Source organism: Pseudomonas sp. AD21, from assembly GCF_002878485.1.
Lineage (GTDB): Bacteria > Pseudomonadota > Gammaproteobacteria > Pseudomonadales > Pseudomonadaceae > Aquipseudomonas.
Genome location: NZ_NQYG01000080.1, coordinates 1 through 22,118 on the forward strand (window position 1 = coordinate 1; position 22,118 = coordinate 22,118).

Annotated in this window: 16 protein-coding genes and 2 pseudogenes; 4 read left to right on the plus strand and 14 right to left on the minus strand. The window is 59.5% G+C overall.

The annotated features are described in order from the left end of the window. Positions 1-176 precede the first annotated feature (176 nt). Positions 177-848 carry a histidine phosphatase family protein gene (locus tag PseAD21_RS26785; RefSeq protein WP_102358769.1) on the minus strand — a complete coding sequence of 224 codons (672 nt, stop codon included), beginning with the start codon at positions 846-848 and terminating at the stop codon, positions 177-179. Positions 849-1,136: 288 nt separating this feature from the next. Here PseAD21_RS26785 and PseAD21_RS30385 point away from each other — a divergent pair. Next, positions 1,137-2,165: pseudogene (locus tag PseAD21_RS30385) on the plus strand (methyl-accepting chemotaxis protein); the annotation flags it as partial. Positions 2,166-2,426: 261 nt separating this feature from the next. Further along, positions 2,427-3,023, plus strand: a pseudogene (locus PseAD21_RS30390) (methyl-accepting chemotaxis protein); the annotation flags it as partial. 267 nt (positions 3,024-3,290) lie between these two features. Here the strand turns inward: PseAD21_RS30390 and PseAD21_RS26795 are convergent. Then, positions 3,291-4,346: a DUF3307 domain-containing protein gene (locus PseAD21_RS26795; protein WP_102358771.1), complete on the minus strand. Its 1,056-nt coding sequence runs from the start codon at positions 4,344-4,346 to the stop codon at positions 3,291-3,293. Position 4,347: 1 nt separating this feature from the next. Further along, positions 4,348-5,004: a hypothetical protein gene (locus PseAD21_RS26800; RefSeq protein WP_146011318.1), complete on the minus strand. Its 657-nt coding sequence runs from the start codon at positions 5,002-5,004 to the stop codon at positions 4,348-4,350. Between the two features lie 617 nt (positions 5,005-5,621). Here PseAD21_RS26800 and PseAD21_RS26805 point away from each other — a divergent pair. Next, entirely contained in the window at positions 5,622-6,005 is a 384-nt protein-coding gene (locus PseAD21_RS26805; RefSeq protein ID WP_102358773.1) for a DUF6124 family protein, read from the plus strand. A gap of 61 nt (positions 6,006-6,066) precedes the next feature. Here PseAD21_RS26805 and PseAD21_RS26810 read toward each other — a convergent pair whose 3' ends face one another. The 7 genes from PseAD21_RS26810 to PseAD21_RS26845 all read right to left on the minus strand — a co-directional run bounded on the left by PseAD21_RS26810 (position 6,067) and on the right by PseAD21_RS26845 (position 16,279). Beyond that, entirely contained in the window at positions 6,067-6,330 is a 264-nt protein-coding gene (locus PseAD21_RS26810; protein WP_102358774.1) for a plasmid stabilization protein, read from the minus strand. 92 nt (positions 6,331-6,422) lie between these two features. After that, positions 6,423-7,796: a DUF1329 domain-containing protein gene (locus tag PseAD21_RS26815; protein ID WP_102358775.1), complete on the minus strand. Its 1,374-nt coding sequence runs from the start codon at positions 7,794-7,796 to the stop codon at positions 6,423-6,425. A 164-nt stretch (positions 7,797-7,960) separates the two neighbouring features. Next, the gene (locus tag PseAD21_RS26820; protein WP_178082173.1) at positions 7,961-9,916 is read right to left on the minus strand and encodes a DUF1302 domain-containing protein; all 1,956 of its coding nucleotides are present in this window, start codon (positions 9,914-9,916) and stop codon (positions 7,961-7,963) included. A 47-nt stretch (positions 9,917-9,963) separates the two neighbouring features. Then, complete coding sequence (locus PseAD21_RS26825; RefSeq protein ID WP_102358776.1) at positions 9,964-11,259, minus strand: phospholipase; 1,296 nt, start codon at positions 11,257-11,259, stop codon at positions 9,964-9,966. 234 nt (positions 11,260-11,493) lie between these two features. Beyond that, positions 11,494-13,062 (minus strand): FGGY-family carbohydrate kinase, encoded by a 1,569-nt coding sequence (locus PseAD21_RS26835; protein ID WP_102358777.1) that lies wholly within the window; start codon positions 13,060-13,062, stop codon positions 11,494-11,496. 20 nt (positions 13,063-13,082) lie between these two features. Then, on the minus strand, positions 13,083-14,678 hold the full coding sequence (locus PseAD21_RS26840; protein ID WP_102358778.1) for a glycerol-3-phosphate dehydrogenase/oxidase: 1,596 nt from the start codon (positions 14,676-14,678) through the stop codon (positions 13,083-13,085). A gap of 5 nt (positions 14,679-14,683) precedes the next feature. Further along, positions 14,684-16,279: an FAD-binding oxidoreductase gene (locus tag PseAD21_RS26845; RefSeq protein WP_102358779.1), complete on the minus strand. Its 1,596-nt coding sequence runs from the start codon at positions 16,277-16,279 to the stop codon at positions 14,684-14,686. 211 nt (positions 16,280-16,490) lie between these two features. Between PseAD21_RS26845 and PseAD21_RS26850 the strand changes: the two genes are divergently transcribed. After that, the gene (locus PseAD21_RS26850) at positions 16,491-17,507 is read left to right on the plus strand and encodes an AraC family transcriptional regulator (RefSeq protein WP_102358780.1); all 1,017 of its coding nucleotides are present in this window, start codon (positions 16,491-16,493) and stop codon (positions 17,505-17,507) included. A 175-nt stretch (positions 17,508-17,682) separates the two neighbouring features. On the opposite strand, the gene PseAD21_RS26855 is transcribed toward PseAD21_RS26850, so the two are convergent. The 4 genes from PseAD21_RS26855 to PseAD21_RS26870 form a co-directional block, all read right to left on the minus strand. Next, complete coding sequence (locus tag PseAD21_RS26855; RefSeq protein ID WP_102358781.1) at positions 17,683-18,051, minus strand: glyoxalase superfamily protein; 369 nt, start codon at positions 18,049-18,051, stop codon at positions 17,683-17,685. A gap of 118 nt (positions 18,052-18,169) precedes the next feature. After that, positions 18,170-19,627 carry an amidohydrolase family protein gene (locus tag PseAD21_RS26860; RefSeq protein WP_102358782.1) on the minus strand — a complete coding sequence of 486 codons (1,458 nt, stop codon included), beginning with the start codon at positions 19,625-19,627 and terminating at the stop codon, positions 18,170-18,172. A gap of 1 nt (position 19,628) precedes the next feature. Beyond that, a complete protein-coding gene (locus tag PseAD21_RS26865) occupies positions 19,629-20,489 on the minus strand; it encodes a MurR/RpiR family transcriptional regulator (RefSeq protein WP_093442302.1) in 861 nt (286 codons plus the stop codon). Between the two features lie 15 nt (positions 20,490-20,504). Further along, complete coding sequence (locus PseAD21_RS26870; RefSeq protein WP_102358784.1) at positions 20,505-21,854, minus strand: GntP family permease; 1,350 nt, start codon at positions 21,852-21,854, stop codon at positions 20,505-20,507. Between the last annotated feature and the right edge of the window lie 264 nt (positions 21,855-22,118).

Sequence of the window (22,118 nt, forward strand, 5' to 3'; positions counted from 1 at the left end):
CGGGCTTGCTCGCGAAAGCGGTGGGGCAGTCAACATCAATGTTTGCTGGACCGACGTCTTCGCGAGCAAGCCCCACAATTGATCGTCGTTGCTTTGAGCACTGAGGTCGCTTAACTGATCGGCATTACCGGAACTGGCGGGTTTTGTGTGTGCTGACGGGATGGAAACGCGTCAGTTCATCGGCTGGTCACTGAGTGCCAGTCAGCGGCCTCAATGAAGCCAAGCATGCGCGGGGCAGCCTTGTTCGCAGCGGACACGAACAGCGAGGAGCCGTATCCCGGGTCCGAGATCGGTACATCCAAATCTTTTTCCAGCTCCGCCATGCATTCGCTGTGGGTCACCAGGATCAGATTGCGTCCCGGGAGCTTGTGCGCCAGCGCTTCCTGCAAGATGCGGCCCTTGCAGCTGATCAGCCAGTCTTCGCCGGTGGCCGCGCGGTTGAACATGTAGCCGGCCGTCTGCACGGTGCGCAGCATTGGGCTGTTATAAATATCGGCGTTGTTCAGGCCCAGATGCTCGAACTGCGCACCGACACTGACCGCAACACTGCGTGAGCGGTCGGTGATGCCGTCATCACCGCTCAAGCACGGCGCCGGGGAGTGGTCGCAGCGCTCGACGTGACGCACCAGCACAATCATGTCGCCCTTGGCCCACCCGGCCGCCAGCGCCTTGACACCGGACACATTGCCATGGGCCAGGTCCGGCACCGCCGCCGGGGCGAGCAGCCACAAGGTCAGCGGAATCACCAGCAGCAAGGCGCCGAGCACGACCCAGGTATTGCGATATCGGGTCAATCCGCTCAGGGAGATCGAGCGTTTGACACCGAACAGACTCAGTCTCAATTCCACATCGGGCCGCCTCGCCGGCATGCATCACAGTCAATACGATGCGGTAAGGGTAGAGAAGCGCACGTAAGTGGTCGGTGAAACGCATGTGAAAAAAGTCTTGGAGAGCCTTTGTTACAAATTCCGACGGACAAAATCCTTTCAGCTCTCGTGTTTGCGGCCGATACAGTCCTGCTAACACCCTTGCTGGCTCAAAAAAACAACAATCTTCCAGCCTGACCGACGATCAAGAAGCTCTACGTTCCTGGAGGAATTGTGATGAATAGCTGGTTCGGCAACATCAGCGTGAACATGAAATTGGGTCTGGGCTTCGGCCTGGTACTGGCCCTGACCTGCGTCCTCGCCCTGACCGGCTGGACCAGCCTCGGCGGTCTGATCGACCGCAGCAACTGGATGAGCGACATCACCCAGCTCAACGCCGGCCTGACCAAGCTGCGCGTGGTCCGCCTGCAATACATGCTGACCAACGGCGACGAAACCGCCGCGCAGAACGTACAGACCACCCTCGAAAGCTTTGCCGCGCAACAGCAAGCGCTGATCAACAAGTTCAAGAGCCCGGAAAACGTCAAACTGCTCAAGGAGCAGGCAGCGACCATTGCCCAGTACCAGACGTCGCTGAACAAGATGCGCAACGCCTACCGCACCGGTAACAGCGCGCGCGACGTCATGAGCACCAATGCCGAGACGGCTTACAACCTGATCGAGTCGATCAGCAACCGCGTCCGTCAGATGGACATGAGCGAGCAGCGTTTCGAGCAGTTCCAGGCCATCACCGAAGCCAAGGAAGCGTTCATCCTGGCGCGCTATGAAGTGCGCGGCTACACCGCCGCCGCCAACGCCGAAACCGAGCAGAAAGCCGTCGGCCAACTGGACGTGGCGATTGCCAGCCTCAAGCAACTGAACGTGCATTTCGCCGCGACCCAACAAGACGCGCTGCGTCAGTTGGAAACCGCCCTGACCAACTACCGCAGCGCGCTGCAGGCGTACAAGAACGCCAACAGCGAATCGGTGCAGGCACGTAAAGAGATGACCGATCAGGGCGCCGCCATCGTCACCACGAGCGAGCAGCTGTACCAGATCCAGCTCGACCGTCGCGACATCGAAAGCGCCCAGGCCCGTACTTTCCAGTTGATCAGCACCCTGTTGGCGCTGTTGGTCGGTGTGATTGCCGCCGTGATCATCACCCGTCAGATCACCCGTCCTCTGCAAGAAACCCTGGCCGTGGTCGAACGCATCGCCAGCGGCGACCTGACCCAGAACGTCGCGGTCACCCGCCGCGACGAACTCGGCGTGCTGCAACAAGGCATCGCACGCATGGGCGTGACCCTGCGTGACCTGATCAGCGGCATCCGCGACGGCGTCACCCAGATCGCCAGCGCCGCCGAAGAACTCTCGGCCGTGACCGAGCAAACCAGCGCCGGCGTGAACAGCCAGAAGGTCGAGACCGATCAGGTCGCCACCGCGATGCACGAAATGACTGCCACCGTGCAGGAAGTCGCGCGCAATGCCGAGGAAGCCTCGCAAGCCGCTGCCGCCGCTGATGGCGAAGCCCGTGAAGGCGACAAGGTGGTGAACGAAGCCATCGCGCAGATCGAACGTCTGGCCAGCGAAGTGGTGCGTTCCACCGAAGCCATGAGCGTGCTGCAACAGGAGAGCGACAAGATCGGCAGCGTCATGGACGTGATCAAGGCCGTGGCCGAACAGACCAACCTGCTCGCGCTCAACGCCGCCATCGAAGCGGCGCGTGCCGGTGAAGCCGGGCGTGGTTTTGCCGTGGTGGCCGACGAAGTCCGTGGCCTGGCCCAGCGTACGCAGAAATCCACCGAGGAAATCGAAGGCCTGGTCGCCGGTCTGCAGAACGGTACTCAGCAGGTTTCGGCCGTGATGAACAACAGCCGCGTCTTGACCGACAGCAGCGTGGCCCTGACCCGCAAGGCTGGCCTGTCACTGGAAAGCATCACCCGTACGGTGTCGAACATCCAGTCGATGAACCAGCAGATTGCTGCCGCTGCCGAACAGCAAAGCGCCGTGGCCGAAGAGATCAGCCGCAGCATCATCAACGTGCGCGACGTGTCGGAACAGACCGCCGCCGCCAGCGACGAGACCGCCGCCTCCAGCGTTGAACTGGCGCGCCTGGGCGGTCAGTTGCAGCAGATGGTGAGTCATTTCCGAGTTTGACCTTCACCTTAGAGGTGAATCAGCGATTCCATTCGCGAGCAGGTCCACAGGTCCAGATGCCTCACACAGATTGTGGTAGGCATCTGGACCTGTGGGCCTGCTACTCACCCGCCCTAGCAAAAAACCAAAAAAATGCTTGACCAATTTTTTTTTTAAACATTCAAAGCAACAACCAAATCGTTTGTTTTATGGTTTTTCAACCAAATTGGATTTTTCGCATTTTTTTCCGCCGGACGTTTTAACTCAGAAAAGTCGCGCCTCGCACTCTCAATAGCGAAAAATATAGCTATTCAGCCAGTGCAAAATATCAAAATCCATAATTTTGACTTGACTGCCGTCCCATATTGATTCAATTGAAAACTTAGCTGTGGCGGCAATTATCATCGTGATAAAAAAACTAAGAAAAGTACCGATCATGATGTATTCCGATCGAGCGCTGTCATTATCGTCTTTCAGGTCATTAAAGCGAAACGCCGTTTTAATTGCCATAATTCCGGCAATGGCAGCGGGCTGATTGAAAATAAAAAAAACAAATATCATTACCCTTTCAATATATCCGATCCATTTACCCGCCCCATTCGAATCAAATGCACTATCAGTGCTCACTTCAAGCGTTCCATTCTTCAGAAAAGTCACCAAGTCATCCGCCTTATCCTTGCTTTTTCTTAGCTCATCATGAAGTTCAGCACCCGACTTTGAAGCATATTCCTTGGCCAGCTCTGAATAATAAGCCACAGCCATAAAGCTTTTTGTTATCTGTATCCTTTCAGACATACCTCCTATCTTCTTACCACTCATAAACAAAACTATGAATATAGATGCAGGCCTAAGCAATAACACCAATGAAATAGCAAAAATCGTTAATGTGATCAATTCTAATTGGATATTGCTCTTACCGTTCAAATATTCCGCACTATAAAAAACCTTTAAAACCAACCAAAATATAATTGAAATATGAGCGAACTGATCGAGCAAAAATACTACAGAACCATAAGAACCAAATCTTTCCGATACAAACTCTTTCAGCATGTCAATACACAAGTGGCTGAAGAACAAGATTACACCGATAACAAAAAAAATATTAAAGAGCTCTCCAATGGAGGATGGACGAGAGGACTCGGTATTGCTAAAAAACCATACGACAGAAATTGCAGTAATTACTACAGAATGAGTAAGAGCGTGAAGTGAGTGAGCAACAAAAAATTCTTGAACCCTATTATTTATCGGAAATTTCTTCTTTCTTACATCATCCTCTGACTGAAAATAAAAATCACAAACAACGTGGCCTAGTAAAAGAAGGGAAAGCAACAAATAAACACTCATCTCAGCTCCTTAAAAAATGAATTTGATCTCTTGACCACTCCAAAAAATCATAAACTTGCCTAATACCCCCTCGATCCATAAGCTTGTAGATATTTTGTTGCGTCTTTTTTGTTTTTCCCGACAATTCCAAAACATTTACCTTCCTCTCCAAGATAATCTCGGACAGCACTAGAGCCTGAGGCTTGGAAAGCGACCCAACTATAAAGTCGAGCAACTTAATTGGACCATTAAAAGATCTATGCCAACCTTCAATAGTAGAGTTAAACCCCATCATTGTGTTTTTCGGCATAGCATCTAGCCCTCTACCGGAAAGCAAATACGCATCTTCAAAGTAAGATCGATCCCTTAACTCTGCAGAAAAATCCACCTCACTATACGAAAGCGATAGCCGAGCATCATACTTTGTCTCAATATCATCGCTCAGAGATATTAAACGAGCGCGAAGATAAACTGCCAAATCAAGAAAGTATGCTGGATCGTTTAACGTAATTTGAAAAAAGTCCCCTCGAAATATATCTATATTCTGTATAGAAAACATATCCACGTTTTTTAATTTATTAAGAACAGACTCCATACTTTTTAGATAAGGTAAGCCTCTCTCATAGCCTACAGAGGATTTATACAAGTCACCTGTGATAACACCGATCCCATTTTTCATCGAAAAACCCTTGACTTTGCGAAAAAAAACGCGACAGAAAAAACAACCAAATTGATTGAATATTCAGAATTCAACCAATTTGAATATATCAAGATATCTAGACGTGTCCAGCGCTGAGCCGTAGAAGATTGACGTGGTGGCAATTTCGAATGGCCATTTCGAATTATCGCAATCGTAGGAAGCCCGCTAAGTTCAAGCCGCTGAGTAGCGACCAAGCATCCAACCCAATCAGTCACTACGTCAAAATCTGATCGGAATTAAACACATTCCCGAATATCTGTTTATCTACACCACGCGTCACGTCCAAACACCCACAAAACCTTGCGCCGTTGCCTACGGCTACGCCAGAATCCGCCGGCTTGTGCGCCTTGGGCTGGCTGCGTAGTTTGATTGCGTCACTGATTTCCAGTGATCGAGCTTAGCGGCTCGGGTAGTCGCTTTACGGTTGCACAAGTCGAATCCAGTCAGGCACTCGCCTGCGCTTGATGGTGGCTGTGCGCATGGCACCTTCGGGTGCGCCGGGTTTAAGGTGACTACCGGTCCGCTAACTTGCGCACAGCCGCCACCCTTTTGCTTAGCGGCGAAAAGGTGCGGCCTCAACCAAGAGGTTAGTCACCATGTTCAAGGTAACGCCAAACCCACCGCTCACCAAACCCACAATCATCCCGGATCCGGCATCCCCCTACGAATGTCCCGGCTCGAAACGCTTCAACGAAGCCGCCGAACGCGCCCTCGATTATCACCTGCGCCCAATCACCGCCCACATCATGGCCGCGCCCTACAAACCCAACACCCTCTATCAAGCTCACCCCGAAGCCGACACCGAATCCCTGCTGGTGGACGCCAGCGAATCCCTCGGCTCCGCCACCGTCATGCTCAACAATCATGTGGCACTGGTCGAAGGCAGCCACCGCAAGACCCTGCAAGGCATCGCCCAAATCGTGATGATCGCCGAAATGGCCGTTAACCGGGCGCTGGACAAGGTTGTGCTGACGGATTGATGCGAGAGGTGGAGAGTGCGGTGCACTCGCCATTTTTTTGCACCCTGTAAAAAGCCCGCCGTCACAATGGTTTTGGTCTGGCGGCGGGCTTTTTTGTGAGCGGTGTTTGGTTTTCTGAACGTGATGGCAGATCGAGCTCGACCCCACCCATGACGCCGAATCGATTGCGTATCCGAGTACCTAACCCGCTGGCTTGATCAACGGTAGCCAACGCGTTCTCCAGAATCCGCCGCGCTTCGTCTTCCATGAAATGGCAGTTATGGGCGGCAGCGATACGCAGTTGTTCTGTCATCTGCTCATCAAGTCGAATAGTGATGCTGGTCATAAGGCTTCCTGCAATCCGTGAAATGAGCGATCGCAGACTAACAAACCAACTCGAAAACCTCTGCCTGATCCTTAGAAGAAACGAGGTTCATCTCACCGCGTGCCGCGCTGGCGCAACGCCGACGGCATGAAATACGCGTCTTCCGGTACCGGTTGCGAGAAGTCCACGGTGGAGGCTTCTTCGTTGTCGAGGTTCTGCACGTAGTATCGGCGCGCCTGCAAGTCGTGGAACACGTCCAGTGCGCTCCAGGTGGTCGGCAGGTCGTAGAAGTTTTTCAGGTAGGCCATCGACACCCGCCACAACTCCCCTCGCCCATCGTATTGATCGACCAGCGCCGCGCCCCAGCTGTCTTCGTCAAGAAACAGCACGCGCTTGGAATAGATATGCCGCGCACCCGGCTTGAGGTTGCCCTCGACCACCCACACCCGGTGCAGCTCATAGCGGGTGAATTGCGGGTTGAGGTGGCCCGGGGTCAGCAATTGCGCGTACTTCACGTCGGGGCTGCCGACCTTGTAGTTGTTGTAGGGGATGTAGATTTCCTGCTTGCCCTTGAGCTTCCAGTCGTAGCGATCCGGCGAGCCGTTGAACAGGTCGGTGTCGTCGGCGGTGCGCAGGCCATCGGACGAGGCGATCGGCGTGTCATACGCAAGGTTCGGCGCGCGGCGCACCCGACGTTGGCCGGCATCGTAGACCCAGGCCTGACGCGGGTCCTTGAGCTGATCGAGCATCTCGTGCACTAGCGCTGCGCCACCGGCCAGTCGCGCCGGGCTTTTCACGAAGGCGAGGTAATAGAACAGGATGTTTTTCAGGTCGGCATACTGGCCGCCCGGACGATAGAAATTGAACAGGGCTTCCTGCTGCGAGGTGACCAGCGCAAAGCTGCCGTTGCGCTGCACCGGGGCTTCGGACGCGCGGCGCACCACGTAGATGCCGCGATAACGGGTGATGTGGTTCCACAGCACTTCGACGCCATCCTTGGGCACCGGGAACGGCACGCCGCCGTAGGCATCTGCGAACCCACTGCCGCCCTCCAGCAGCTTGGCCGACGTCGCGTTCTTCAAGGTGTTGTCGTACAGCCACTGCGGTGCCGAACCCGAACGACGCGACGGATAGATCGGCATCTGGAACGTGTCGGGGTAGCTGTTGAACAGGGCGATCTGCCCGGGGCTGAGGTGCGCCTTGTACTGATCCAGATTGGCCTTGGTGATGGTGAACAGCGGTTTGTCCGCCGCGTATGGATCCGGGTGATGCTGACCCGGTTTGTAACCGGCTGGCGCCTGGGTGATGCCACCGGTCCAGGCCGGAATGGTGCCGGCAGCGTTGCCGGCACGCTCGGCGCCCATGGGCGTGAGGGTGGTTTTCAGTTGTTCGGCTTGTTGCGGGGTGATGGCCGCGAGGGCGCTGCCGGCGGTCAGGCCCAGAACAAGCGCCAACATGGTTTTGCTGAGTCGTGATGGGTAAAACATGATCGATCTCCGAGATGGGAGTGAGGTCTGAAAATCACCGCAAGTCCCTTGTAGGAGTGAGCCTGCTCGCGATAGCGGTGTGTCAGACAACATCTACTGCGACTGAAAATCCGCTATCGCGAGCAGGCTCACTCCTACAAGGGGGTGCGCCTGTGTTCTGGATATCAAAGGAAGTACTTGAGGTTGAACCCGACGTTGTCGCGGTCGCGAATGCCGTTGTTCTGCCCGCCGCCCCAGAAGTTGGTGTATTGCACCTCGGCTTCGAGCTTGTTCTGGTAGTTGGCCTTGATCCCCAGGGTGTAGGCCTTGCGCCCGTCGATGGTGTTGCCGGCCTGATAGCTGTTGCCCTTGAAGTCGTCCTTGTAGACGACGTAAGGCGAGACGTTGACCCCGGCGTACACGTCGTTCCAGGTGCCGTTGAACATCACCGTGTAGCTGTAGGAGTTGCGGTTGACCTGATCGTCACGATCACCGCCGGACACATAGGAGGTGTTGCCGGTGCCCGCGTAGTAACGCGTGCTGCCGTCGTAGGCGGTGTATTGCAGGCTGCTGCCGCGCAGGTGCTCGGAGGCCAGTTCGAAGATGCCGAACATCGAGTCGAACGACAGCGTCGGGCCGAAGTTGTAGATGCTGCCCAGCGAGGTGTTGAACGCTTCGACGCGTTCGGCGTTGTTGATCTGGCTGTCGAGGGTGACCATCTGCCCGCCGACATTGATCGCTTTGCCGGTCACCGCTGTAGCCGCGCCGTTGGCCAGGTCGCCGATCAGATCGTTGGTCGCGGCAATGCCGATCGGCAGGTTCGGTCGATAGGCGATCTCACCGAACACCGAGGCCTGGCCCAAAGTCGTGTTGAAGCTGAAGCCGTACATGCGGATGTCCTCGGCATAACGCCGATGCGCCTGGATGTTGCCCATCACATCGGCAGTCGCCAGACCGTTGGCCAGCGCCCCGGCCTGGCTGCCGGCAACGCTGGACAACATGTTGGTCAGGGCATTCATGTCGATGCCCTTGTAGCCACCGAGGTCAGCGGCGATGGTCGGTTCCTTGGCGTGGTAGTTGACCAGGTAGAGGCCGAACTCGGTGCTGTTGAGTTGCTCGGCGATGTAGCGAAAGGCGAAGCCGAACTGACCGTCATTGCGCGCGTTGTAGTCCTTGCCGATCGACGCCACCTTGAGCGTGTTGCCGTAGGCCGGGGTCACGCCGTTGGCGTACAGGCCGGTGCTTTTCAACGCCGGGCCGAGCAATGGGTTGTTGCCCAGTGCGCTGTACAGACCGATGACGTTGCCGAAGCCCGGCACCGGGGTATCGAGCGCCGTGCCGCTGAAGTTGTTGTAACCGGTGTTGCCGCCATCGGCGAACAGGTCGGTCTGCGAGTAGAAAGTGCCGACCGGGTCGATACGGGTTTCCTTCCAGTTGGTCTGGTAGAAGCTTTCCAGGGTCAGCGAATCGCTGAGGCCGATGTTGAAGCTCAAGGCCTCCACCGGCATCAGCACTTCCTTGACCTCGGCGCCCGGCAAACGGTACTTGGCGGCGTCCACCGGGTTGGTGGTGTTGATCCCGCCGCGATAGAAAATCCCCTCGCCCCAGTTGAACACCTGACGCCCGACCCGTGCGGTGACCGGCATCTGCGCCACGTCCCAGTTGCCGTAGACATAAGCGTCGAGCATCTCGATCCGGCTGCCGGCGATGTCGCGGGTCTGGCTGGTGAAGCGATCGTCCTGCGGGTAGCTCTGACTCGGCTGCGACGGGTCGTTGTTGCGGTAGTAATCGTTGCGCTTGTCCATCAACTGCGTGTCGTAGAACGCGGTGCCGCGCAGGAACATTCCGTAGTTCTGGTAGTTGGCCTCAAGCTCCGAAGTGATCTTGTACACCTCGGAAACCAGCCCGGTGTCGAAGTTGCGATTGCCGTCGTTGGTGTTGACGTCATCGTTGTTCTTGTCGCGGCCCTGCACCCGCCACAAACGGCCATAGGACAGGGTCGTGTCGATCGAGCCGGTGACCTGATTGTCCAGCACGCTGAACTCCTTGGCCTGCACGCCATCGACTGCGCACAGTTGCAGCAGCCCTGCCAGACCGACGCCGGGGAGCACTACGCCAGACAGGCGAAATCGAGCTTTCATGATCTGTTCCTCTTTCCCTGGTTTTATTGTTGTGGGGTGCATGACCGCTATGGCGGGGGCGCCAATCCGGCACTGACATAAATCCGGCTGTGCGCGCCGAAGTGCCCGAGCAATTTGAACAACTGCTGATTGAGCGCCGGATGCTCGAACGTCTCGCGCTGCAGCTGGTTGCCGCTGCTGAAATCGCTGGTCACTGGCGTCGCCTCCAGCCATTGACCGATGGCTTCATCGAACGCGGCGGAGTCCTCGACCGACTCGGCGCTGACCACGTCTCGCAGGTAGTCCACCGAGTACGGCGGATACTGTTTGTCCTCGGCCACATCGGCGTAGGCATCGAGCATCGGATGCGGCTGACCGGCACGCAGCAGGCGTCGCAGCCAGGTCGCCTGATACTTCTCGATTTCCATATGACGGGTGGCGACGCGTTCGATGGAGGCTTGTTTGTCATCCGCAAAACCGGCCAGCGCCTTGCCTTCCAGCAGCAACAGACTGGGCAGTTCGACCCCGGGCAGCGGCTTGGCGTGATACGGCTGGGTCAGGTCCTGCACGTGGTGCACGCCCCACCCGAGAAAGCGGTAGCCCCAGTAAGGATGGCCAGTGGCAAACGCCAGTCGCGCCAGGCCCAGGTACTGATAGGCGCGCCAGTCCGGCCAACTGCGCTGGAGGAATCCGGCGGCGGCATACACCACCGGGCTTTCATGGAAGAAGCCCATGTGGAACGGCGCCTGCGAGCTGTATTGAAAACGCGCATCGCCGAACGGCTGCGGACCGAAGCCATACAGCGCACCAACCTCGCCGGGGTTATCGCTGAACAGGTTGATGTCATGACCGTAATCCGGCTCATCGGCAGCGCTCGCCAGCACCGCCAGCGGCGCGACTCTCTCGCCATTGGCCACGCGGATGAAACGCTGGCGATTCCACGGCGATAACGTCTGCTCGACCATCACCTGATCGGCCGCCAGGTGCTCACGCTCGGGCAGGTCCTGACCCGGCAGCGGCTGAATGACCATCGCCAGATGAATGCGCGGATTGAGCCGCAACGCGGTGAGAAAGGCGTGGCGCAGATTGTCACCGGGCACAGCGGGCAGCTTCAGGTTGTCGGGGCGCGGCGGGTACTGGGCGATGTGCTCACGGGCGAAGCTTTCCTGTTGCTCCAGCAGAGCCACCACGGCCGGATACTGATCGGCAAGAAAGCGCTCCAGCGGCTCAACCTCTACCGGCGGCGCATCACGCAAGGCCGGCAGCGCCTGCAACGCCAGATAGCTGCCCACCGTGTGGTTCGACCAGCCCCACGCTGTCGGGGCCATTGCACAAAGCAGCAACAGGAGAAATGTCAGCTTCATTGCTTTTAGTTCTTATTGGATGTGCTGTGGGGGTTGAGCCTAACAACCGCCCCCGGCACTGACACTGTCCAATCTCACCAGAAAAAGTCTCCGATAGCGCCACATGAGAATCGTCACGCCCCCCCTGTAGGAGTGAGCCTGCTCGCGATAGCGTCGTGTCAGTAAAAAACGTGGTGGCTGATACACCGCCATCGCGAGCAGGCTCACTCCTACAAGGGGATTGGAGGTGTTTCTTCAGGCGGGGTAACCGGTGATTTTGCGGATGCTCTGGTACAACGGCTTGAGCTGGCGATACATGCGCAGATACACGTCTTTGTATAAACGTTCGTAGACTTGCTGCGCCTCGGGTTGCGGGGTGAATACCGTCCCGACTCGGGTCATTGCAGCTATCGCTGCCGGGAAATCCGCATACAGGCCCAACCCCACCGCGCAGCAGATCGCCGCGCCCAGCCCGGACGCTTCATACACATGCGGACGCTCCGCCGGCAGACCGAAAATGTTCGCCGTGAGCTGCATCGCCGCATCGCTCTGCGAGCCGCCACCCGCCACCCGCAGGCGCTTGACCGACACCTTCGAGCGCTTCTCGATTTTCTCCATGCCCTGACGCAAGGCATACGCCAGTCCTTCCAGAATCGCCCGGTAAATATGCGCGCGGGTGTGCACATCGCCGAAGCCGATCATCGCGCCTTTGGCCTCGACACCCGGCTCACGAATCCCCGGCGACCAATAGGGTTGCAGCATCAGACCCATCGATCCCGGCGGCACCGCGTTGACCAGCGCATCAAACAGTTGCTCCGGCTCGATGCCCTGCTCTTTCGCCTGCTGCATCTCGCGCAGGCCGAACTCGTTCTTGAACCAGCTGACCATCCAGTAACCGCGATAAATCATCACCTCGCAGTTGTACTGATCCGGCACCGCCGACGGATACGGCGGAATCAGCGGGACGATTTCCAGATAGCGCGAGCGCGTGCTGGTGATCGTCGCCGTAGTGCCGTAGGACAGGCACACGGTGCTCGCATCGACCACGCCGGAACCGACCACCTCGCACGCCTTGTCGGCGCCCGCCGCAATCAACGGCAAGCCTTCGGGAATCCCGGTGTGGCGGCTGGCCTCAGCGCTGATGTAGCCAAGGGTTTCGCCAGGTTTGTGCAACGTCGGTAATTGCTCCGAACGCACTGCCAGCGCTTGCCATTTCCAGTCACTCGGCGCGGCCCATTTCAGACGTTTGAAATCGAACGGCAGGTAGCCGACGCAACAACCGACCGAGTCGACAAAGCGTCCACACAGACGATGGGTGAGAAACCCCGAGAGCAGCAAAAACTTGTCGGTCGCCGCCCACACCTCAGGCTGATGCCGCGCGATCCAGTTGGCCTCGGCCTGGGCGCGAAAATAATCCACGGTGGCCTGCGCACCGACCAGTTTGAACAACCAGCCCCACGGCCCCTTGATCGCGCCCTCGACTTCGCTCTGGCGCTGATCGAGCCACAAAATCGCCGGACGCAGCGGTTTGCCCGCGGCATCGACATTGATCACCGTGCCGCGTTGAGTGGTCAGCGAGACGCCGGCAATCTGCGAACGATCAATCCCGGTTTGCGCCCACACCTGCTGGCAGGCCTCGCCGAGTTTCGCCCAGTAGTATTCCGGATCCTGCTCGGCCCAACCCGGCTGCGTCGAGTAATAGGCCTGCAACTCGACCTTGCCTTTGCCGAGCAGATTGCCCTGCAAATCGAAGAGCAATGCGCGCACGCTCTGGGTGCCGTTGTCGATTGCCAGCAGGTAACGCTTGTTCGGGTGGTTATCCATGGAGCTCTCTTCAAGGGGCATCAAGGCGTGGCATCCGGCAAACCGTGATGGCGTTGCCACAACGCCCGGTAACGCTGCAGCTCTTGCTGCCAGTGTGCATCGTCCCAGCCCAGGCGTGGCTGGCAGAGCTGGCGGATGGCGGCGAAGTGATCTTCGCCACCGCGCGCCAGCAACAGGCCCAGACGGGTGCGGCGCAGCAGCAGGTCATCGAGGTGCAGGACCATTTCCGCTTCACAGGCAAAGGCCAGTTCCGCCCACAGCGTATCGGTGTTGCCGACAGTGTCGTGCCCCAACTCGGCGACCAACTGAGCCAGCCTCGGCAGGTCACGGCCGTGTCGTCCAGCAAGACGTCGCCACTGTTGGGGGCTGAGTCCGGGGATTGTCAGCGGTCGTACGGCAGCAAAAACTGGCGCAGCATCATCCTCGAAAGGGCGACCGAGCATGACGGCACACGCCTTGAGCACTTCGATGGCTTGCGGGCGAAATGTCGTCAGTTTGCCGCCGGCCAGGGTCACGCAACCCGGCTCCTGCCACAGCACGTGCTCACGGGTTTCATTCGACGGTTTGCCTTGATGTTCACCCGCCGCGCTGCCTACCACCGGGCGCACGCCCGACCAGGTCGACAGCACATCGGTTGCCGTCACTTCGGCCCCGGGAAATTGTTGCCTGCAAGCCGCCAGCAGATAGTCGAGTTCTTCGGCGCTGATGCTCGCGCTCTGGTCCAGATCCTCGCGATGATCGAGGTCGGTGGTGCCCACAACCGTCGCCCCTTCCCAGGGAAAAACGAACACCGGCCGACGGTCGCGCTCATGCAAAAAAGTGAACGCCTGCGCCACTGGCAGACGCCAACCCGGCAGCAGCAAATGACTGCCGCGCAATGGCCGAAGTTGTCGCGGTGACTCAGGCAAACGCAAGCGCTCAGCCCACGCACCAGTCGCTACCGCCAGCACGCCGCAACGCAATTGCAGCGACCCACCGGCTTCGCAGTCCTCTATCTGAACTCCACACACTCGCACGTCTTCGCGCAGCAGATGCTCGACGCGCACTCCGTTGAACACCACCGCGCCATCGGCCCGCGCTTCGCTCAACACGCGCATCACCAGCCGTGCGTCATCGGTCAATGCATCGACAAAACAGGTGCCGCCAAGCAGCTCGTTTTCCTTCACCCCCGGCGCCAGAAAGCGCAGTTGCTGCGCGTCATGAAAACGATGGCTGCGCCGTCCGGCCAAGGCGTCGTAAACCGACAACAATCCACCGAGCACACGCGGCCCGGGAAAGCCTGCGCGATAGTGCGGCATCATGAAACTCATCGGTTCGACCAACCCCGGCGCTTCGTCGAGCAGCCGCTGGCGCTCGCGCACCGAATCGCGGGTCAGGCGCCACTGGCCCTTGGCGATGTAACGCAAACCGCCGTGGACCATTTTCGACGATCGGCTGGACGTGCCCCAGGCGAAATCCCGTTGTTCCAGCAGCAGGCAGCGCCAGCCACGCCGCGCTGCTTCGCGCAGGATGCCGGCACCGCTGATGCCGCCGCCAATCACGATCAGGTCCCAGGTTTCGGCACCCAACGTTGGCAGAATTTGCTCGCGCCACGCGGCGTTCCAGTCCGGGTTCATGGTGGTCACTCCGGCAACAGCGTGCCGGGGTTGAGGCGCCCGGCCGGATCGAAGTGTTTGCTCAGCGCCTGCAAGGTGTCCATCGCCAGCGCGCCTTTTTCGCGCAGCAGGTACGGCGCATGGTCCTTGCCGACGCCGTGCTGGTGGCTGATGGTGCCGTGGTTGTCGACAATGGTCTGGCTGGCCGCATGCTTGAGGGCCTTCCAGCGCGCCAGCGTCGCGGGATAGTCCGCCGCCGGGCGAAACACGTAGGTGGTGTAGATGCTCGAACCTTCGCCGTAGACGTGGGACAGATGGGTGAACACGTGCACGCGTTCGCCTTCGGCGGCCAAGGCATCGCGCAGGCTGTTTTCGATGAGATTGAGCAGATTGTCGACGTTGCTCCAGTCGGTGGCGGTTTCCAGGGTGTCGACCACGTAACCGGCGTTCCACAGGTTCTCGCGCAGGTAAGGGAAACGGAAGCGGTTCTGCGCCCATTTCTTGCCGAGCAAGGTGCCGGTGAACACGCCGCCGAAGGCCTTCAAATGCTGCCGGGCCTGGGTCAATGACAGCGCGTTCTGCCGACGATTGCCGGTCACGCCGAAGGTCAACAGGCACTTGCCGTCACCCGCGCCGCGCAGGCTCAGGTATTTCTCCAGCCAGGCGATTTGCTGCGGATGCCCGGCCAGCGCCAGTTGGGTTTCGGTCTCCACCGCGTTCGACAAGCGCAGCATCGACAGCGGCACCCGCGCCTGCGCCAACTGGCGGATCGCTTGCAAAGCTTTGCTCCAACTGGGCAGAAACACCCCGTAGAAACGCTCATCGGCGGGCAGCGGACTGACCCGCACTTTGACTTCGGAAATGATCCCGAAACGGCCCTCGCAGCCGAGTACCACTTCGCGCAGATCCGGCCCCGCCGCCGAGGCCGGGAAAGTCGGAATGTCCAACGGCCCGGCAAAGGTTTCCAGGGTGCCGCCAGCGAACAATTGCTCGATGCGCCCGTAGCGCAACGACTGCTGGCCACTGGAGCGACTGGCGACCCAACCGCCGAGCGTCGACAGTTCCCACGACTGCGGGAAATGCCCCAGCGTGTAACCCCGGGCGCGCAGCTGACTTTCGACCTGCGGGCCACTGGCACCGGGGCCGAACGTCGCCAATTGGCTGGCCTCGTCGAGGTCGATCAGGCGATTCATCCGCGCCAGCGACACCGTCACCACCGGCCGCGCCGAATCCGGCGGATTGATGTGCCCGGCCACCGAGGTGCCGCCGCCGTAGGGAATCAGGCACAGGTCCTGGTCATGGGAGAGCGCCAGCAATTGGCGGATCTGCTCAGCGGTTTCCGGGAAAGCCACCGCGTCGGGGTAATTGCCCAGCGCGCCTTCGCGCAGCGCCAGCCAGTCCGGCAGGCTCTGGCCGCGGGCATGCAGCAGGCGGTCATGGGCGTCGACGCTGTACAACGCGTGCTGCGTCAGCCGCGAGACCGGCACCCGCGCCAATGCTGCTTCCAGCGTGGCATCGGGCAGCGCGCGCCCGGCCCCCAGCCGTTGATGGAGAAAGCTCGCGCCCTGGGCCGGTAGTTCGACCACCGTGGTTGCATCTCCCCAGCCGTTCCAGCGTCGCATGCGTGTGTCCTTCTTATGCAGTCTGATCAGTGATGTGGCAGGCCTTCATACTAGTCAGCGGCCGAAAAGTGTCACGGTCGCATCCGGCCAGTTCGAGTAGCCAATTGAGTCAAACGTCGCGCAAGTGCCAGCCATTTACTTTAGCCGGGGTTTCAAATTACCTTTCAGGCATTCATTCGCTCACGCAGGCCTTGATCAAGGGATTCGGATCATGCAATCGCTCGGCTTCACCTCGGTTCCGCCGCTGCTCAAATACGTGCGCCATGCCGAACAACTGGGCATGGCCATCGAGCCGGCGTTGGCGGCGGCCGGTTTGCAGGCGCCGCAATTGAGCGACAACACCCTGCGCCTGCCGGGAGAGGTGCATGAGCGCCTGCTCGATTACTTCTGCGAACACTCGGGCGATCCGCTGTTCGGTCTCAATGCCGCGAACTTTGTGCTGCCCAATTCCTGGAGCGTGCTCGGTTACATCACCATGAACTGCGCGACCCTGGGTGAGGCCATGAGCCGGATCATGCCGTTCGAAAAGCTGGTGGGCGACATGGGCGTCAGCCGCGCCGAGGTGCAGGACGACCATGTGCACCTGATCTGGCCCTGCCGCTACGAGCGCCCACGAATCCGCCGGCATCTGGTGGAAAACGTCCTCGGCTCCTGGCTGCAATATGCGCGCTGGATCGCCGACACGCAGATGTCGCCCGCCGCCGTGTGGCTGGAACACCCACGCCCGGTGGAAACCACGCAGGCGCAGTACGAACAGTTTTTCGATTGCCCCGTGCTGTTCGAGCAACCGTATTCAGCACTGATCGTGCCGCTGCCGTATCTGCAATTACCGCTGCGCCAGGCCGATGCGCAATTACTGCGCACTCTGGAAGAACATGCGATGGGTTTGATGGCGACGCTGGAGGATGCGTCGCTGGAACAGCGGGTCAAAAGCATCCTGCGTCAGTTGCTCAAGGAAGGCTTGCCGCGCAAGGAACAGGTGGCCGAGCAGCTCGCCGTGTCGGTGCGCACGTTGCAACGCCAGTTGCATCAGGCGGGGACGTCGTATCAGCAGATACTGGATGATCTGCGCCAGGAGCTGGCCGAGCATTACCTGTTGAACAGCACGCTGCCGATTCAGGACATTGCGCAGTATCTGGGGTTTACCGAGCCGAGGTCGTTTCACCGCACGTTCAAGAGCCGGCGCGGGATGCCACCGGGGGAGTTTCGGCAGATGCATCGGGGGTGATAGTGCCGGCCTCTTCGCGAGCAAGCCCGCTCCCACAGGTGATTTGAGTCGTACACAACATCCATGTTCGCTGACGATCGAATGTGGGAGCGGGCTTGCTCGCGAAGGCGTCAGTAGCCGCACAACTTCCCACAGATAAATCGCAATGACTGGGCCGCGACTTTTTCAGCTCGATTCAGAGACTGATCGCGTTGGTAAACACCAGCCGATTACCAAACGGATCCGCAATCGTCATGTCCTGACTGCCCCACGGCATCGCCTGAATCCCCGGGTGCGAGAACTTGTAATCCTTGGCCAGCAACTGCTGCTGAAACGCCTCCAGCTCATCGGTCTCGATGCGCAACGCCGAACCCGGCGTCGCATCGCCATGATGCTCGGACAAATGCAGCACGCACTCGCCACGCGACACCTGCAGATACAACGGGCAACTGGCCTCGAAACGGTGCTGCCAATCGACCTTGAAGCCGAGGAAGTCGACGTAGAATTCCAACGCCTTGGCTTCATCGAAGATCCGCAGGATCGGGGTGGTTTTGCCGAAGCTCATGGGGTGCTCCCTGACTGATTGGCCCCGCAGTGTAGACGGGGTGGATGTCAGCAATTCGGCCTGCTGGTGGCTTTCTTTAGTTGCAATATGCCATCAGTGTGACGCACTCCGCGAAACGTCAGCGAAAGTTGTCGCGCAAATCCCCCTGCCGCGCCAGAAACCGCCCTTCCCTGCGACCATTCGCCTGCCCATCGCTATAGCTCAACACGCCATTGACCCACACCCCATCAATCCCCTGCGCCGCCCGTTGCGGATCATGGAAATCCGCCACGTCACGCACGGTCGCCGGATCGAACAACACCAGATCCGCCCAGTGCCCTTCACGAATCTCGCCGCGCTCCGTCAAGCCAAAGCGCGCCGCCGACAGCCCGGTCATCTTGTGCACGGCGGTGTGCAGCGGAAACAGCCCGACATCGCGACTGAAATGTCCGAGCACCCGTGGGAAAGCGCCCCACAGGCGTGGATGCGGGAACGGGTCTTCCGGCAGTCCGTCAGAGCCGACCATCGACAACGGATGCGCGAGGATTTTTCGGACATCCGCCTCGTCCATGCCGTAGTACACCGCGCCCGCCGGTTGCAGGCGCCTGGCCGCTTCGAGCAGCGGCACGTTCCATTCAGCGGCGATGTCGATCAGGTCGCGCCCGCTGACTTGCGGGTGCGGCGTCGACCAGGTGATGGTGATGCGGTGGGCATCGGTGACTTGCTTCAGATCCAGCGTCGACGAACTCGCCGCGTAGGGATAACAATCGCAACCCACGTGCTGGATTTTCGCTGCTTCTTCCAGCGACGCCAACAATTGCGGACTACGCCCCCAGTTACCGACACCGGCGCATTTGAGGTGGGAAATGATCACCGGGGACTGTGAGTGACGGCCGATGCTGAACGCTTCATCCATCGCCTCCAGCACCGGTTCGAATTCACTGCGCAGATGCGTGGTGTACACCGCGCCGAATGCAGTCAGTTCTTCGGTCAGTTGCTTCACTTCGTCGGTGGAAGCATTGAACGCATTGGCGTACGCCAGGCCTGTGGATAAACCGAGCGCACCCGCTGCAAGGCTTTCACGCAATTGCTCGCGCATCGCGCCGATTTCGCCTGGCGTGGCGGTGCGGAACAAGTCGTCGAGGTGATTGCTGCGCAGCGCTGTGTGGCCGACGAGTGCGGCGACGTTCAGCGTGGTGTTCGCCGCTTCGACCGCCGCGCGGTAATCGCTGAAACGCGGGTAAACGAACGCTGCCGCCGTACCCAGCAGGTTCATCGGATCCGGCGGATTGCCTTTCAAACTGACCGGCGACGCACTGATTCCGCAGTTGCCGACAATCACCGTGGTCACACCCTGGCTGAGCTTGGGCAGCATCTCTGGCTGGCGGATGACCACCGTGTCGTCGTGGGTGTGCACGTCGATGAAACCCGGCGCCAGCGCGCGCCCGGCGGCGTCGATTTCTTCCGTGGCACGGGCATCGTGCAGGTCGCCAATGCGCTCGATGCGGCCGTTGAGAATCGCCACATCGGCGCGGTAGCCGGGCGTGTTGCGGCCATCGATGACCAAGGCATCGCGAATCAGCGTGTCGTACAGCATGTCAGTCTCCCAGCGGCAAGTGATCATCGCCGCCACGGTATTCGTCGAGGGCGAGTTTGATCCGCCGCAGACGCTCTTGATTGTCTTCAGGATTGGCCAGCGCCAGCTCGGTGGCAAGCACGTCGATGGCCAGCAGCATGCCGTAGCGCGCCGCTGTCGGTTTGTAGATGAACGAAGTTTCCGCGCCTTGCAGCGGCAGGACGATGTCGGCCAGTTCGGCCAGCGGCGAGTCGGCGCGGGTGATGGCGAGGATGCGTGCGCCGTAGTTGCGCGCCAGTTCGACGGTCTCCAGCAGCTCCGGGGTGATGCCGGTCAGCGAGCAGACGATCAGCACTTGTTCGGCATTCAGGCTCGCGGCGGTGACGCGCATCATCACCGCGTCGTGACACACCGCAATCGGGTAGCCGAGGCGCACCAGCCGCACCTGCAATTCGTCGCTGCACAGGGTCGAGCAACCGCCCATGCCGAACGCATGAATCATCCGCGCCTGGCCGAGCATTTTCACCGCATCGGCGAAACGTGATTCGTCGAACCCGGCCAGATGCTGGCGCAGCGTGGTTTCGATATCGCCGACAATTTGCCCGTAAAACGCCGACTGCTCAGGTGTGCCCGCCGGATCGAGAAAACGGCTACCGACGCCGCTGGCCTGAGCCAGTTGCAGGCGCAGATCACGCAGATCGCGGCAGCCCACCGTGCGGGCGAAACGCGACAGTGTGGCGGTGCTGACTTCCGCCCGTTGCGCGAGGTCTTCGAGGCTGGCGCTCGCGGCAAAACCGACATCGTCGAGCATCAGCCGGGCAATACGCCCTTCGCCGGCGCTGAAGGAGTCCTGACGGGCGCGGATCTGATAAAGGATGTCCATGGCGGCTGGCTCCGGTTACAGCAGGTAAGAAAGGCCGACGGTCAGGCCGAATGCGACCAGCGAGATCAGCGTCTCGAGCACGGTCCAGGTCTTGAACGTCTGCGCGACCGTCATGTTGAAGTATTCCTTGATCAACCAGAAGCCACCGTCGTTGACGTGGGAAAAGATAACCGAGCCAGCGCCGGTCGCCAGCACCAACAGCTCCGGGTGTGGATAACCCAGACCAATGGCGACGGGTGCGACCACGCCGGAGGCGGTGGTCATGGCCACGGTCGCCGAGCCGGTGGCCACCCTCATCAACGCGGCGAACAGCCAGCCCATGATCAGCGGCGACAGGTGAAACTCGTGGGCCAGACCGACGATCTGATCGGTGACACCGGCATCTACAAGAATTCGGTTCAAACCGCCGCCCGCACCGACCAGCAAGGTGATGCTGGCGGTCGGCGCCAGGCATTCGTTGGTGAATTTGAGGATCGATTCACGGTTGAAACCCTGGGCGATGCCCAGCGTCCAGAAACTCAGCAAGGTCGCCAGCAACAGCGCGATCACCGAGTTGCCGATGAACAACAGGAACTGGTTGAAACCGCTGCCCGGCGTGGAAATCAGGTTGGCCCAGCCACCGATCAGCATCAGCACCACCGGCAACAGAATGGTCGCCATGGTGATGCCGAACCCCGGCAGTTTGTCACGCGGTTCGCGGTCGAGGAATTGCTTTTCCAGTGGGTTATCCGCCGGCAGTTGAATGCGCGGCACGATGAACTTGGCGTACAGCGGCCCCGCGATGATCGCCGTCGGAATGCCGATAGCAATCGCATACAGCAAGGTCTGCCCGACCGACGCCTGATAGGCCTGCACCGCGAGCATCGCCGCTGGGTGCGGCGGCACCAGCGCATGCACCACCGACAGGCCGGCGACCATCGGCAAACCGACCATCAGAATCGACACGCCCACGCGCCGCGCCACGGTGAAGGCGATCGGCACCAGCAACACAAAACCGACTTCGAAGAACAACGGCAGGCCGACCAGAAACGCAATGCACACCATCGCCCAATGCGCGTTCTTTTCGCCGAACTTCTCGATCAGCGTGCGCGCCATCTGCTCCGCACCACCGGACTCGGCCATCATCTTGCCGAGCATCGTCCCCAGCGCCACCACCAGCGCAATATGCCCCAGCGTCTTGCCCACCCCGGTCTCATACGCCCCCACCACACCCGATGGCGGCATCCCCGCCACCAGCGCCAGCCCGATGGAAATCAGGGTGATGACAATGAACGGATTGAGCCGGTAACGGGCGATCAACACGATCAGCGCGATGATGGCAACGGCGGCATAAACCAGCAGCCAATAGCCGAAGGAAGGCGTCATGCGGTACTCCTCGAAAGGGTCACGTTCGAATGGGTTGTGAAACTCATAAATCATTTCGAGATCGAGTTTTCAAACGCAATGAAAGTAATTTTCGTTGAGAGGCAAGGCGTGTCGCTGATGGATATGTCTTGTCGCGATTAATGAAAATCGCGGGGCTGGATTTTCATGGCTCTCGGGCAAACACAAGTCCTGTGGGAGTGAGCTTGCTCGCGAAGGGGCCGACACATTCAACATTTCTGCCAACTGATCCACCGCTTTCGCGAG

Excerpts from the sequence above, each read along its gene's own strand:
- PseAD21_RS26845 (WP_102358779.1), bottom strand. The coding sequence starts at position 16,279 with ATGCGACGCTGGAACGGCTGGGGAGATGCAACCACGGTGGTCGAACTA.
- PseAD21_RS26820 (WP_178082173.1), bottom strand. The coding sequence starts at position 9,916 with ATGAAAGCTCGATTTCGCCTGTCTGGCGTAGTGCTCCCCGGCGTCGGT.
- PseAD21_RS26835 (WP_102358777.1), bottom strand. The coding sequence starts at position 13,062 with ATGGATAACCACCCGAACAAGCGTTACCTGCTGGCAATCGACAACGGC.
- PseAD21_RS26805 (WP_102358773.1), top strand. The coding sequence starts at position 5,622 with ATGTTCAAGGTAACGCCAAACCCACCGCTCACCAAACCCACAATCATC.
- PseAD21_RS26800 (WP_146011318.1), bottom strand. The coding sequence starts at position 5,004 with ATGAAAAATGGGATCGGTGTTATCACAGGTGACTTGTATAAATCCTCT.
- PseAD21_RS26815 (WP_102358775.1), bottom strand. The coding sequence starts at position 7,796 with ATGTTTTACCCATCACGACTCAGCAAAACCATGTTGGCGCTTGTTCTG.
- PseAD21_RS26870 (WP_102358784.1), bottom strand. The coding sequence starts at position 21,854 with ATGACGCCTTCCTTCGGCTATTGGCTGCTGGTTTATGCCGCCGTTGCC.
- PseAD21_RS26810 (WP_102358774.1), bottom strand. The coding sequence starts at position 6,330 with ATGACCAGCATCACTATTCGACTTGATGAGCAGATGACAGAACAACTG.
- PseAD21_RS26865 (WP_093442302.1), bottom strand. The coding sequence starts at position 20,489 with ATGGACATCCTTTATCAGATCCGCGCCCGTCAGGACTCCTTCAGCGCC.
- PseAD21_RS26850 (WP_102358780.1), top strand. The coding sequence starts at position 16,491 with ATGCAATCGCTCGGCTTCACCTCGGTTCCGCCGCTGCTCAAATACGTG.
- PseAD21_RS26795 (WP_102358771.1), bottom strand. The coding sequence starts at position 4,346 with ATGAGTGTTTATTTGTTGCTTTCCCTTCTTTTACTAGGCCACGTTGTT.
- PseAD21_RS26855 (WP_102358781.1), bottom strand. The coding sequence starts at position 18,051 with ATGAGCTTCGGCAAAACCACCCCGATCCTGCGGATCTTCGATGAAGCC.
- PseAD21_RS26825 (WP_102358776.1), bottom strand. The coding sequence starts at position 11,259 with ATGAAGCTGACATTTCTCCTGTTGCTGCTTTGTGCAATGGCCCCGACA.
- PseAD21_RS26860 (WP_102358782.1), bottom strand. The coding sequence starts at position 19,627 with ATGCTGTACGACACGCTGATTCGCGATGCCTTGGTCATCGATGGCCGC.
- PseAD21_RS26840 (WP_102358778.1), bottom strand. The coding sequence starts at position 14,678 with ATGAACCCGGACTGGAACGCCGCGTGGCGCGAGCAAATTCTGCCAACG.